General features: G+C 32.2%; 12 protein-coding genes and 1 pseudogene. 1 reads left to right on the top strand and 12 read right to left on the bottom strand.

From position 1 onward, the window contains the following. Nucleotides 1–7: 7 nt before the first annotated feature. From RTP99_RS05470 to pepD, 8 genes and pseudogenes are all read right to left on the bottom strand, one after another. Complete coding sequence (locus RTP99_RS05470; protein WP_046647005.1) at nucleotides 8–835, bottom strand: SH3 domain-containing protein; 828 nt, start codon at nucleotides 833–835, stop codon at nucleotides 8–10. Continuing rightward, nucleotides 825–1,358: an RNA polymerase sigma factor gene (locus RTP99_RS05465; RefSeq protein ID WP_000438333.1), complete on the bottom strand. Its 534-nt coding sequence runs from the start codon at nucleotides 1,356–1,358 to the stop codon at nucleotides 825–827. Before RTP99_RS05465 ends, RTP99_RS05470 begins: the two co-directional genes overlap by 11 nt. 590 nt (nucleotides 1,359–1,948) lie before the next feature. Next, nucleotides 1,949–3,916 carry a penicillin-binding transpeptidase domain-containing protein gene (locus tag RTP99_RS05460; RefSeq protein WP_000737722.1) on the bottom strand — a complete coding sequence of 656 codons (1,968 nt, stop codon included), beginning with the start codon at nucleotides 3,914–3,916 and terminating at the stop codon, nucleotides 1,949–1,951. Between the two features lie 436 nt (nucleotides 3,917–4,352). Then, a complete protein-coding gene (locus RTP99_RS05455) occupies nucleotides 4,353–4,973 on the bottom strand; it encodes an SGNH/GDSL hydrolase family protein (protein ID WP_116733358.1) in 621 nt (206 codons plus the stop codon). Nucleotides 4,974–5,148: 175 nt separating this feature from the next. Beyond that, a complete protein-coding gene (locus RTP99_RS05450; RefSeq protein WP_041184666.1) occupies nucleotides 5,149–6,297 on the bottom strand; it encodes an acyltransferase family protein in 1,149 nt (382 codons plus the stop codon). A gap of 504 nt (nucleotides 6,298–6,801) precedes the next feature. Further along, nucleotides 6,802–8,115, bottom strand: a complete 1,314-nt coding sequence (locus tag RTP99_RS05445; protein WP_000677730.1) for a D-alanyl-D-alanine carboxypeptidase family protein — start codon at nucleotides 8,113–8,115, stop codon at nucleotides 6,802–6,804. A gap of 443 nt (nucleotides 8,116–8,558) precedes the next feature. Further along, nucleotides 8,559–9,165: pseudogene (locus tag RTP99_RS05440) on the bottom strand (CatB-related O-acetyltransferase). A 200-nt stretch (nucleotides 9,166–9,365) separates the two neighbouring features. Continuing rightward, nucleotides 9,366–10,835 carry a beta-Ala-His dipeptidase gene (pepD, locus tag RTP99_RS05435; protein ID WP_000287562.1) on the bottom strand — a complete coding sequence of 490 codons (1,470 nt, stop codon included), beginning with the start codon at nucleotides 10,833–10,835 and terminating at the stop codon, nucleotides 9,366–9,368. Nucleotides 10,836–11,051: 216 nt separating this feature from the next. Here pepD and RTP99_RS05430 point away from each other — a divergent pair, with 216 nt between their 5' ends. Next, nucleotides 11,052–11,441 carry a YxeA family protein gene (locus RTP99_RS05430; RefSeq protein ID WP_000714180.1) on the top strand — a complete coding sequence of 130 codons (390 nt, stop codon included), beginning with the start codon at nucleotides 11,052–11,054 and terminating at the stop codon, nucleotides 11,439–11,441. Between the two features lie 18 nt (nucleotides 11,442–11,459). On the opposite strand, the gene spoIISB is transcribed toward RTP99_RS05430, so the two are convergent. The 4 genes from spoIISB to gpmA form a co-directional block, all read right to left on the bottom strand. Beyond that, nucleotides 11,460–11,636, bottom strand: a complete 177-nt coding sequence (gene spoIISB, locus RTP99_RS05425; RefSeq protein WP_000852590.1) for a stage II sporulation protein SB — start codon at nucleotides 11,634–11,636, stop codon at nucleotides 11,460–11,462. Nucleotides 11,637–11,708: 72 nt separating this feature from the next. Then, nucleotides 11,709–11,837, bottom strand: coding sequence for a hypothetical protein (locus RTP99_RS05420; RefSeq protein WP_000588714.1), 129 nt, complete (start codon nucleotides 11,835–11,837; stop codon nucleotides 11,709–11,711). A gap of 107 nt (nucleotides 11,838–11,944) precedes the next feature. After that, nucleotides 11,945–12,682, bottom strand: coding sequence for a type II toxin-antitoxin system SpoIISA family toxin (locus RTP99_RS05415; RefSeq protein ID WP_014893739.1), 738 nt, complete (start codon nucleotides 12,680–12,682; stop codon nucleotides 11,945–11,947). A 337-nt stretch (nucleotides 12,683–13,019) separates the two neighbouring features. Further along, entirely contained in the window at nucleotides 13,020–13,757 is a 738-nt protein-coding gene (gene gpmA, locus RTP99_RS05410) for a 2,3-diphosphoglycerate-dependent phosphoglycerate mutase (RefSeq protein ID WP_000594137.1), read from the bottom strand. Nucleotides 13,758–13,914: the final 157 nt, after the last annotated feature.

Below are 13,914 nucleotides of genomic sequence, written 5' to 3'. Positions count from 1 at the left end.
TCCTTTTTTACCAAATAGAATCTATATTTATTATTTTCCATTCACCTTCATTATTCTTTTCAAACATAAATGAGTATTTAATGTCAGTTAAAACATACTCTTTTTGTACATATCCAGTATTACCGTTAATTGTCGATATTTTTATATATTCATCCTTCTGCGCTTTTTCTGGAATCCAAGCTTTTACCATTTCATTAGATACTTCATATAAAACTTTTGATTCTCGCTTTGGTTCAGCTAAAATTTTCGTTTTATTTCCAGTAACAGTTGCATATATAAAATGAGGTTGCTTTGGTTGGTTACTTTCTGTCAATCCACTTGGTACTTTATATACATGTTTTGTATTATTTGCAAATTCTCCCCCCATTGTAAGTGCGACTTGCAACTCATGAAAAATATCTTCATCAAAATTCATTTCATCCTTCTTATAGCTTTTCCCTTTAAATTGAACTTCATCGTTTAACGCTTTATACAATTCATTTTTATTTTTTACATTTGTACTTTGATATAACTCATTCATGAATTGTTTTAATGTTGGATCTTGAGCAGACTCATCTTTTGTTTTAGGCTTAATTTGTGTACTGCTTTGTACCGGTGATTTATTATCATCAAGCCAAGGTTGTTGAACAATAAAAAATAAAAATGTACAAGCTAAAACCACAACAATTGGCAATGCTTTTTTACGAAATCGTCTTGTTTGTTTTAGAGAGCCTCCCTCATTACTTTCATATATAGATTGCTTTATTTTATAAATATATTCTTCTTCGTTTTTACGGTGTTCCATTGGGCCTTTTTTTAATTTTCTATACCAGTCAGGATTTTGTTTATTGTTCATCACTACTACCCTCCCCTATTAATTTTGAAACCTTACTTCTTGCTCTACTTAATCTAGATTTTACAGTTCCAATGGATACTCCTAGTGTTTCAGCCATTTCTTCATAAGATAATTCATATTTTGCATCCAATATTATTATTTCACGGTGCTTTTTAGGTAGTTTTAATACAACTTTCCACACATCATTCATTTCTTCTTGCTTAAAAAATTCTTGTTCTGCCGACACAGTTTGCTTATCGTCACTAAAAAAACCTACTAAAGATATTCTTTTAAAATAAGATGATTTCAAATAGTTTATTGCCGTATTTCTTGTGATTTTTAATATCCACGTTTTAATAGATGACTCCTTTCGAAATGAATTCCAATTTTTAAATACCTTTATAAATACGTCTTGCGTGATATCATCTGATAAGTGTGGATCTTTCGTAATAATAAATGAATAATTCCATACATCTTGCCAATAGTCTTTTATAACATAGTCCAGCTCATCATGATTACACTTTTCAATAAACGTCTGTTCCATTTCCACACCTCAAACTTATTTGAATAAACATAAAACTGCCCTCACTTTTATTATGGTTTCAATATATAGACAAGATACAAGTTTCATTTGTTCCATTGTTTATCTTTTTTTGATAGAAAAATCCTCTTGAGAATGTAAAGGTGTGCAATTACTTTCATAAAATAATCCCCTATACATTCTCTTACATGACAGGCTCCTAAAAAACAAGTAAAGCATACAATGTTAAAAATACACTCATAAAAATCTGATTATTATTTGTGAATTTCATACAACACTCCACTTATATCACATTTTTTCTTAGAGCATGCTTATTTGTGTGCTCTATTTATGTTTTACTAAATAACTGTTTTGTTTAATTTTAAAACTTGTCCATTTCATTTTGTTTTACTCTTCTATTTACTATTTACAATATCAACCTTTCAAAAATGAAGATGAGTTATCAACTTTCTGTAGCCACAGTAAAAAAGCATTCTCGACTAGCAAGAATGCTTTTTCAAAATATATTTGTTCTATATTTCACGCAATTTATACCTTTGAGTTAAGCAAACATATAGTGAATTTACTAGAAGATTTCACCTTATGATAAGCTATTATTTCTGAAAAACATGTTTTACTTTTTCGCCTGGAACATTGCTCCCTCCTCTTCCTTTTACATCTTCAATCATCATGGTTACAATCATGTCTGGCTTATTTGCATCAAAAGCTGCAAACCATCCGAGTTCTTTTCCGTCTGCCTCTTTCGATTCTTTCAATTCTGCTGTACCTGTTTTACCAGCAAGAGTTACACCATCAATCTTAGCAATTCTCCCCGCACCATCAGGGTCATTAATGACTTTGATTAATGCACTCTTTAATATATCTTGATTCTTTTTAGAAATCACATTTTCTTTCCAATTCCCCGTAACTTTTGCTTCTTTTAAAAGATGAGGCGACGGAATATTCCCTTCATTCACAATCGGTGCATATGTTAATGCTAAATGAAGTGGTGTCATTAATACTTGTCCTTGTCCGTATCCCGTGTCTGCTAGTTGAATATCATTTTTTATCCCATCTCTTGCAATGATTGAAATAGGAAATTCGTATTCAATTGGTAATTTTTCATGAAATCCGTATTTCTTAAATTCATTTACATACTGATCTTTTCCCATTTTCAAAGCTTGTTGAGCAAAATAAATATTATCAGAATACTTCATTGCCTTGTCAAAATCAATTGGACTTGCATCCTTCACACGTGTTACATAATAATTTCCCCAAGAGGAATCTTTTGTCCACTTTAATCCTTGAATATTAAATTCTTCCTTAGGTTTTATTGTGTTTGTTTCCAAACCAATTGCACCTGTAATCGTTTTAAATACGGAACCTGGTACAAATGCTTGTGTGAAGCGATTCATCATTGGTAGTTTCGAGTCGTTATTCCATGCTTCTCGTTGGGCCTTTGATGCTCCTCTAACTATTGTATTTGGATTATACGCAGGGCTACTTACAAGCGCGATTGTTTCACCTGTTTTAGGATTGATCGCTGCACTAGAGCCGGCTTCATTTTTCATCTCATTATAGATTTTTTCTTGAATTGCAGCATCAATTGTTAACGTAACATTTTCCCCTGCTTTTGCTTCTTTTTTGGCTACGTTTTTAATTTCTTTCCCGTTTTCATCTTCTATAAATACGCGTCCACCCTTTTCACCACGCAATTTATTCTCCAGTACTTTCTCTAAACCTGTCTTACCTATTAAATCATCAGCTTGATAACCTCTTTTTTGAAGCGATTTTAATTCCTCTGCATTCACCTTTCCTATATATCCAGTTAAATGTGCAGCTGCTTCACCTAATAGATACGTACGAATATTGACTGGACGAGATGATACTCCTTCTAATTCAATATAATCATTCTGTCTAGTTCCCTCTTTTAAAATACCAATTGGTACGAAGGAATCCGGTTTTATCCATTTCGCTGTAAGCTTCTGATCGACCTCTTCTATAGACATATCCAGTAACTGTGCTACTATTTCTTTTGTTTGCGCCGCCGTTTCGCCGAGTTTCTCTGGAATAATTCCAACTTCAGTCGCTTTACCATTCGTTGCTAGACCTTTCCCATTTCGATCGTATATTTCCCCACGTTTTCCTTGTTCTATTTGCATACGTACTTTGTAATCTTTTTTCATACCTGGAAAAATAAAATCTGGTGTCCAATCTATTTTCCAAGATTCTTTCTCTTTCACAAGTTTTGCCTCATGGATAAATGAAGCTGTTCCTCCACCCGTATCCATCTTAACTTCAAAAAGTAAAAGTTCTTTATCTTTTGCATTCTCTCCTTTCGTTTTAACTTTTAAATTCTTAACGCCAATACCTTCATAAATTTTTTGATATTTCTCTGTGAATTCTTTTTTAGAAATCGTTTTTTGGGCATGTTCTGATAAATGATCATACATATTTGCAAATTTTTTATCATTCCATAAATTTATATATTCTTCAAATGCTTGTTTTGGCGATTCGTTTTTATTACATCCTACCAACATAACTGCGACACAAAAGAAAAGCAGTATCCATAATTTTTTCAATTCAATCTTCTCCCTTATATAAAAATGTTTTTTCCTTTCTTGATATATTAAATAAAAACGCGTAACGATTAATAGACAGCGTAAGTATTGAAATTGTTCCACATTTACAATAAAAATTTAATTTATGGTTAAGCCGGATTAGAAGAGAGAAGTCTTTAAGCTCATACAAAAAGAAGAAGCCGATATAATTAATGAACTTTATTATTAGTATTGTTTTAACAATTTCATTTAAAATATCTCTTAGTTCCTGTTCTCCAATTCTATCTTTTTTGTATCAAATATCTACAAAAAAGAACCCTTATACAAAGAGTTCTGCAACAGAAAATATCAAAAATAAAAAGTTACTTAAACTATAATTTATAGCCCTTTATCCTTCTTTTTCGTATTAAAAACCCCTGTGCGATATGTCCGACAGGAGTTCTGGTCATTCTACAGCTTATTTAGAAGAGTCATGCACAGGTAAACTACTATGAATTAATTCAGCAACTTTTACATATCCTTTTGAGTTTGGATGAATGAAATCCTTAGACCAAAGCGTATTGTCATTAACTAACTGATGATTCCAAAAGTCAACATAATGAAGCTTATATTCTCTACTTAGTGAACGTATAACTTCGTTTATCTCTAATAATTGTTCTTTTAATGCTTGTTTTTTTTCAGAAGCAAGAGGAAGCCTTACTGTAAAATCTGGAAGATTTGCTATCATAATATCAGCATCTGTTTTACTTAATGTATCTATCATAAATTCCATATCGTTCTTATATGCTTGATGATTCCAACGTCCTTTTAATACATCGTTTGCACCCGCAATTAGACTAACCAAATCTGGTTTAAAAGTTAATACTTTTTCCAATTGCTGCGAGCGAATTTCTTTCGTTACTAAACCACGCTTTGCAAAATTGGCATATTCTATATCGTGTACACACAGTTGAACAAAGTGATCTACCCAGCTTTTTAATACAATTCCCTCAACTTCATCCCCTATCCCCTCTGTAAAACTATCACCAATCGCTACAAATCGCTTCCACATATGTATTCCCCCTTTAGTATTAACCATATCTATACTATACAATAGCTCACAACGTAATTGTTATTTCTAAATGGTTTTCGATTTCATTTATATTCCACTTTACTATATTTACATTTATAATCCTAAATTGACCGATTCCTAAAAATGCTTAGGAATCGGTCATATTCGTATATTTACTAAAGAAATAAAATTTCTCTAGGCATTATACTTTTTTCAATAAATTTGTGGTTCTTTGTTTTGCCCAATTAATACATTTCTTTTCGATTAAATGATACGAAACTATAGAAAAAAGTAGTGTCATTGTAATGCACAAAATAAGAAGGAAAAAGATAGGTATCTTTGTATACAAAAGTTTAAATAGTACCATCATGATTGGAAAGTGGCACAAATAGATACTGTATGAAATTTCCCCTAAATATACAAACACACTCTTATTTAAAAATGCTTTTACTTTTAGGTTACTCATGGCCATTATAATACATATACTAACACCCATTACGACACCCCAATCTTTTAATAAGAAAGTAGTATCATTACGGGAAATACCATAAATTAAAATGGAATATAAATATAAAATAATCCCTAGTGCAATAAGAAATCCTTTATTAAATTTTTTCATATTCCTATATGAGTAGATAAGTTTTTCCTGATGTTTAAAAAGTAACATTCCAACCATAAACATAGATGTAAAATGTAGCGTATCAGCATAACCATTATAAAACCCCTCAGCTTTACCAATATGCAACATATTAAGAAAAACACTAATTAAAGAAAAGCTCAAAGCAAATAGCATCGTTTTCTTCCAATTCAGTTTATAAAAGAGAAGAAATAACAAAGGAAACACAATAGATATACGCATTTCTTGAGCCAATGACCAAATAACTGGATTATAATTTTCCGTAAAAAAGTTATTAAGAAGCACAAAGTGGTTTATAATATCTAATTTTGTTATAGACCCTTGCCATCTATCATAGAACCAATCACGTAGTCCTACCACTTCATACGGCGAAAATAAAATAAATAAAGCAAAGGTAACGATTATCCAAAAATAATAAGGAATATAGATTCTTACAAATCTCTTAATTAAATATCCCCAATAATTTGTTTTTGAATGATAAAGTGCCATAGACAACACGAAACCACTTAGTACATAAAAAACGATAACAGCTTCCCCACCCGCCCATAAAAACCTAAGTGGGGAAAATTTAATAGCATTAGGCAACGATGGTAGCATTAAACAAAAATGTCCAAATACCACAGTAAGTGCCGCTAACCCTCGTATAGAATCTAATTCTTTTATTCTCTTACTCATAAAATGTTCTCCTTGTAAATTGTAGATTTTGCTATTCATAAAGGCCACTATACTAGTGTAGCGGGAGAATTGTTAGATCCCTGATATAAGCACTTCAAAGTCAATCTATACATCTGTTTTTTGGTCTCCATTTCCTTATATAAATAATTTAAAACAAAGTATTTAATACAAAGAAAAGATTTTATTAAGTTTTTATAAAATCTAATTACAGAAATAAGTACCGGATATTATTTTTTTATTGTCACTTGATGAAATAATGGATGGTTTTTCTTTATATAACTTTATTAAACTAACCTTGTAATAGAATGCTTTGAATTAAAAAATTCATAATAAACGCCATCCTTTCTGTATATTTCCACAAAAAGAATATTGTTTTTTGATTTTATAGATACAAATTTCTGTTAGCTTGATTACAATAACAAAAGTTTCGAAGTATCCAATTTGAAAATTAATACCATCTTCCATTTCGAGCTATCTACATAAGAATCTATAAAGCTTCGAAACTCTTTTTTTAGATTAATATTTAGTTTTCACCCTATAAACTTAGCTTTTTACTATATCAACCGCACTATTCCACATACCATTAAAGAAAGATCCGATTTTACGCATAAAACGTGTAAACCAATTTGCTTGTTCTACATCAGATTTTGTTACAAGGTCTATTTGTAATGATTTACCTGATAAAAATCCAGGATCCGTATTATCTTTAGGCGAGATAACCATTTTACTTATTGTTACACCTTTTTTAATGGGCGCTTCTTGTTCTTCATTCGATACTTTAAATTCTTTTTTATAAACGTCTTTGTTGCCCTTCGGCATTGGAAGTGAAATAGCTTGTTTTGTTTGAACTATTACATCTTTGTCTTTTGCATTTGCAACTCGCACTGTTTCATGCCCTTTTACTACTGAACCTTTTCCGTAGATATTCTTCACTTCAAAATTCGCAAATCCATAATCATATAATTTCTTCGTTTCATCAAAACGTGCTGTATGAGAGTTTGCTTTTATTACTACAGAGATTAGACGCATACCGTTTCTTTCTACTGTACCAGTGAAGCAATCACCAGCTTCTGGAGTTGTTCCTGTTTTCAAACCATCTACACCTTCGTATTGCTTAATTAAACCTTTTAACATCATGTTAAAATTCACCATATCAATTGGATACTTGCCACCCTTTTGGAATGTTTTTTTGGGGATTTTTGCTGTATCTAACATTTTGGGGAAATCTTGAACGAGACGTTGTGCTAAAATCGCACAATCTCTTGCGGACATTTTATTTTTCTCGTCTGGAGTAGTCCCTTCTGGATGATGTCCCTTTAAATCATAGTTTGTTAAGCCTGTAGAGTTTACAAATTTGTAATTTTTCATTCCAAACTCTTTTGACTTATCATTCATCATTTTCACGAAATCGGCTTCTTTTCCAGCAATTTCTTCAACTAAAGCAATTGTTGCACCGTTTGCAGAGTAAATTGCCATTGCCTCATATAACTCTTTGACCGTATAAGAGCCACTATTTTCTAATGGAACGTTTGATAATGAACGATCTTGCGAAATCGTATATGCATACTCAGAAATTTTAACTTTTTGATCCCATTTAAGTTTTCCTTTCTCCACCGCTTCATGAACTAAATATTCACTCATCATTTTTGTCATACTAGCAATTGCTAGTGATTCATCAGCATTTTTCTCATATAAAATTTTTCCGGAATTTGCTTCTACTAAAATTGCTGATCCTGCTTCTACGTCTAAAACAGGGACTGTTTCCGCTGATGCGCTCCCAGATGTAACAACTATGCTACAAAATAGTGTCAGCACTGTTACTATTACAATGAATTTTTTGTAAAACATACCTTTCAATTCTCTTACCTCCAATATCTTTTCTAGCATAATCACTATAAAAATAGACAATTTTATCAAATTCTATATACATATAAGACGTTAGGATCGCTTCCATATAAACCATTCCATCCTTTTAGGCGCACTGATACAGTCAGTATTCCCCACACAGCCTTATTTTTAATACCCTTGTATTATTAAAAATGATCCGTAATTTCATATTTTTTAGGATTACAATGAATAGACAATCTAAATAATACATTTGTTCCACATTTACAAAAAATAAAACCAGTGTGTCCGATTAAATATCGAGACACACTGGTTTTATTAACTATAAAGGATTTTAATTATTCAATTCAGTTATTTGCTAGACTCATACCAGAGATAAATTCTCCTTAGTCTAGACTATTAATCTCTTATAATAAAAAACTACATCCTATATAGAATGTAGTTTTTTCACAGACTTATCTATTTTTTACTTCCTTTTTATAAAAATCATATAATAGATTGATAGATGAGCTAGATAATATAGGCATTGCCTTCTCAACTAATTCTCTATCCCAATCAAACCAACGCATTTCCATCAGCAAATTTATTTCTGTATCAGTGAATCGTTTCTTTATTTCTTTAGCTGGAGTTCCCCCCACTATTGTATACGGCGGAACATCTTTACTTACGACAGATCCTGCTGCAATGATTGCGCCTTCACCGATTGTAACGCCAGGCATTATAATTGATATGACTGTTCAATTTGCTCAGCGAATGGATATACTGTAATCCATTCTGAGTGATGATTATGATTACCACCCATTAAAATGACTACTCCACTGGCAATACAAACATAATTCCCAATAATGAGTTTATCAAGATGCCATCCCATCTGTTCAATTGGATTGAAAAGTGCTCGGGACTTAGCATCCCCCACAAATACCTTACACAGCCATCTTCAAAATTTTGATGACCATAATACCCTGAATAATAGGAGTACTCTCCTACTTCAATGAGTGGATTTGTTACTATATCTTTTATATACTTTGTTTCCGGCCAATGATTACATAATGGATGCTTCATAACTTTATTCCTCGCTTCTAAGTAGTGTAGGTTTTTACAATTTACTTAGAAGCTTACTATGACTGCTACATTTTTTAGCTTTCTCAAACGACGAATCATTGTCTTCAAGCCTTTCTTTTATTACAAAGGAATCTCTAATAAAACTCTATACAAAAAAATAGCCTATAAATTTTTATAGGCTACTTTTCATTTCATCATTATTACTTAGCTAATTCTTTCGTACCCTTCATTACATCAACAAAGAATCCCCAGTTATTCACAACAGAAGAAATACTAATATGTTCATCTGGAGTGTGAACATTAAATATATCTGGACCGAATGAAATTGCATCTAATTCAGGCATCTTTTGAACGAATACACTACATTCGATTCCTGCATGTACAGCAAAGATTTCAACATCTTTATTGTATTTTTCTTGATGCACTTTTTCAAACAAATTACGAATTTGTGAATTCGGATTGTATGGCCATTCTGGATACTCTGACTCGATTTCAAATGTTGCACCAACTAAATCGGCGATACATTTAATCTCATCTGCAACATGTTGTTTTAAACTACTTACAGAACTTCTCACTTCGTTACGTAATTTAATTTCATCTTGCAACGTTTCAATAACACCTAAATTTGTTGAACTTTCTACAAGACCTTTAATATCCATGCTCATACTTTGAATGCCGTTTGGGATTAAGAATAATGATGAAATAAGTTGTTTTTGCGTCTCTTTAGCAAATACTTTTTCTACTTTCTCATCCAATTTTGTAAGTGTAACATGAACATCTGGATCAACAGCACGCATTTCTTCTTGTAATACTCGTGTCCATGACTCTAGCTTTTCTTCTACCTTCTCTACATCTTCTTGACGTAATAAAATTGTAGCTACACTTTCACGCGGAATTGCATTTGTTTTTAACCCGCCGTGAACTTCACTTATATCAAATTGAATATTTGCTGATAAATCGCGTAATACTCGTCCTAATACTTTGTTTGCATTACCACGTTGTTTATCAATTTCCATACCAGAGTGTCCGCCTTTTAAACCACCAACATATAGACGATATGCATCCGTATTCGCTGACGCTTCATCCCAAATTACTGGAATTGTTTCAACAGCTTTCGCACCACCTGCGCTACTTACAAGTAATTTATGATCTTCTTCAGAATCAATATTTATAAAAATCTTTCCTTCAAAATGATTTGAATCAACAGCAAAAGCACCGCCCATTGTTGTTTCTTCTTCAGTAGTAATAACTACTTCAAGTGCTGGATGCGGAATGTCTTTCGAATCTAATAAAGCCATCGCATACGCCACTGCAATACCATTATCAGCGCCTAAAGTTGTTTGATTTGCATATAACATGTCCCCAATGATTCGCAACTCAATTGGATCTTTTTCAAAATCATGTACGGTTGCTTGATTTTTTTCACATACCATATCCATATGACCTTGAATGATAATAGCTGGTACATTTTCATAGCCAGCAGTTGCTTCTTTTTTAATAATGACATTCATTGCTTCATCTTGAATTACTTCTAAATTACGCTCTTTTGCAAAACCAACTAAATAATCACTAATTTCCTTTTCATTACCCGATCCTCTAGGAATCTTTGAAATTTCTGCAAAATGATAAAATACAGGGTGCTTTGTTAATTGTTCTAAAGTAGAATACATTTTTAAGCTCCTCTCAAAATGACAAAATAATATGTAAGTCTTTTATCATTATACCATGATTCGTTATTTTACTTTTCTTTTAACTTTTTAATATATTATTCATTTTATGTACAACACTCTTACAACATTGTAAGGATGTTGTAATCTATATCGATTTTTCTCACTTCATAATAGCCGTATACTGTGTAAAGAAAGAAATTGAAGGAGATAAAGAAAATGAAAAAGTTTTTAACAATTATTACACTATGTTTATTATTTTCTAGTTTTACTATTGGCTGTGAGAGAGCATCGCTCAATCGAATTGGTAAAGATGTATATTACGTGCAGATAAAAGGCGAAGGAACTATCGAAAAAGTAGAAGGTAGAAACTTACGTAACTACACACTCCCTGCTTATGATGAAAACGGAGTAAAAAAACAAATTACATTTAGAAGTACAAAAAAAGAAAACGACCATAAATTAAATGAAGACGCACTTTTACGCCTATTTGTAAATCAAGATGATAATAACAAAAATGAAATATCATCAATTGAAGTAAAATCCTATGAAGAGATTCAGAAAGCAGATTTACCTGAAAAAATAAAAGAAAAGTTTACTATGAAATAAAAAACAAAAGAAAATGCACTATGCATTTTCTTTTGTTTTTTTCACTCGTATATATTTTGAACTGCTATTATTCATCAGTTTCTCTAAGCGATTTATATTTTCCGTTAACGCACCTTTCACAAGAGAGAAATCTGTATTTGGTTCTTCTTTTTTTTCTTTAAAAAATGAAGACTTTTGTATATTTACTTCAGCCATCTCTTCTCCCCCTCTTCAAAAAGATACAATCTTCTATTTATATTATATAGCAAATGCAGAAAGAGTGTACACTTATGATTTTCTTTTTAATTCTTCTTCTAGCTCTTCTACTTGCTGTAATGTATCTCCTTTTATTAACGAGAAATCTGTTGTATCTTCATTATCTTTTTTAAAAAAATCATTGTCATAATCTTTTATCACTACAATCACCTCTACGTGCTAGTGTAGGGATGATTGTCCGATTTTATTCAACTTTTTCCGATTTATTCCGAATTTATGTATAAAAGAGTAGGACAGAAAGTTCTGTCCTACTTACTAAAATAACTATGATGTATTGTTAAATTATATACATTTTCAAAATCTCGATCTTGCAGGTTATTTTTCTTACCATCAATAACAATGAAAACATCACTCACTATTTTTGCTGGTATAATTCCGACATTTTCTACTTGCACCGCTTTCTGCTCATTCAATTGCTCAATATGTTCAAACGGAACGATGATACTAAATTGAGAACGGATACCGCGAAAGTTTGTATTTAATTCCTTTGCCGCTTCAAATACAACAATTTTTGCCCCAATCTTTTCACCATACGAATCTAAAAATACGTTTAAGCTTTTTGTATATTCTTCTTCCGTATGCCATTCCATCGTACCGAATACTGCCGGATTGACATTTTGAATAATTGTTGTGTATATTTCTCCTCTTGCTTTAGAAGCAATTAATGACCGTTTTATCGATTGAACAGTCTTGCCGATATCGCTAAATTTTGCTCCCCATATTTCTGAAATATTAGGTGTTAAAATAAATGCAATATCAACGAAAATAACCATTGCAGTGAACATTAAAAGATTTTTCCAGAGGGTTAAATCAATTCCTTTTACCATGAAATACACGGTGACTGATATTATAAACAACCCATACCAAGTCTTTCTAATTCGTTGCTTCTTCTCCTCGTACAACTCTTCGTTTTTCCAATAAAAGAAAACAAGTACTAGAAAAACGATTGCTAAAATAAATAAGCCGATTCGAATGTTAGAGATCACCAATGACATCACCCTCCATTCAAAAACTACTCACGATATCATTACATGCACAAGCAGCTCTCTTTATGACAAAAGACGTGGACAAGCTTCTAAATTTAGCTACATTGCATATACATTAGAAGGTGCCACGTCTTTTACCCCGCTATTTGTGGGCAGTAAGCTCCCCATCTCAACATTCTGCAAAAGCGAAGAAAATAGGTGGGGGATCAACTGCCCATAAAAGCCCGATTGGTTCAACTAATAATCAGTGGGACGAACACCCCCCACTGATTAAAGTTTCACTTTATCCTGAATCTACATTGTATATGTAGACAAGCACGCGTTTCAAATTTTCATGTTAAAAAGAAATATGTTTCGGAATTTCCCCTTCTGGTACTTCTCCGTCCATACTTAAGTAATAATGACGAATTGGTCGTAAATTATCGTCTAATTCATAAACGAGTGGTATACTCGTTGGAATATTTAATGAAACAACACCATCACTTGAAAGGTTATCTAAGTATTTCACTAGCGAACGAATCGTATTACCGTGTGATGAAATAATTACCTTTTCACCACTTTTTAATGATGGCGCGATTTCTGAATGCCAATAAGCAAGTACTCTTTTCTCCGTATCCACTAAACATTCAGTCAATGGAAGCTCACCTTTTTTAAGTGCTTTATATCTTGGATCATTCATTTCATACCTAGGATCATCTTCAGTAAGAGCAGGTGGTCTTACATCAATACTTCTTCTCCAAATATGAACTTGCTCCTCACCATATTTTTTCGCCGTTTCATCTTTATTCAATCCTTGCAATGCACCGTAATGTCTTTCATTTAGTTTCCAACATTTATGTACTGGGATCCATGCAAGGTCCATCTCATGAAGTACAATCCATAACGTCCGAATTGCTCGTTTTAATACAGATGTATAAGCAACATCAAAAGTATATCCATTTTTCTTTAATATTGCTCCTGCTTCTCTCGCTTCACTTAATCCATTCTCTGATAAGTCTACATCAGTCCAACCAGTAAAACGATTTTCAAGATTCCATAAACTCTGTCCGTGACGAATAAGTACAAGTTTTATCATTATAATTCCCCTCTCGGAAATGTGAATTGTATTGTTCCATTGCGTACACGTGTCAACTACCCCATTGAGACAAAACGTTTCAGTGGGGCTTGAGTTAGAACGCTAGGTCTTTTCGTCTATCACTAGACAGGTTGACGCTCTAGCATTCATGCCACCA

Source organism: Bacillus sp. (in: firmicutes) (assembly GCF_031983925.1).
GTDB lineage: Bacteria > Bacillota > Bacilli > Bacillales > Bacillaceae_G > Bacillus_A > Bacillus_A pacificus.
This window is presented reverse-complemented; position numbering and strand designations above follow the sequence as displayed.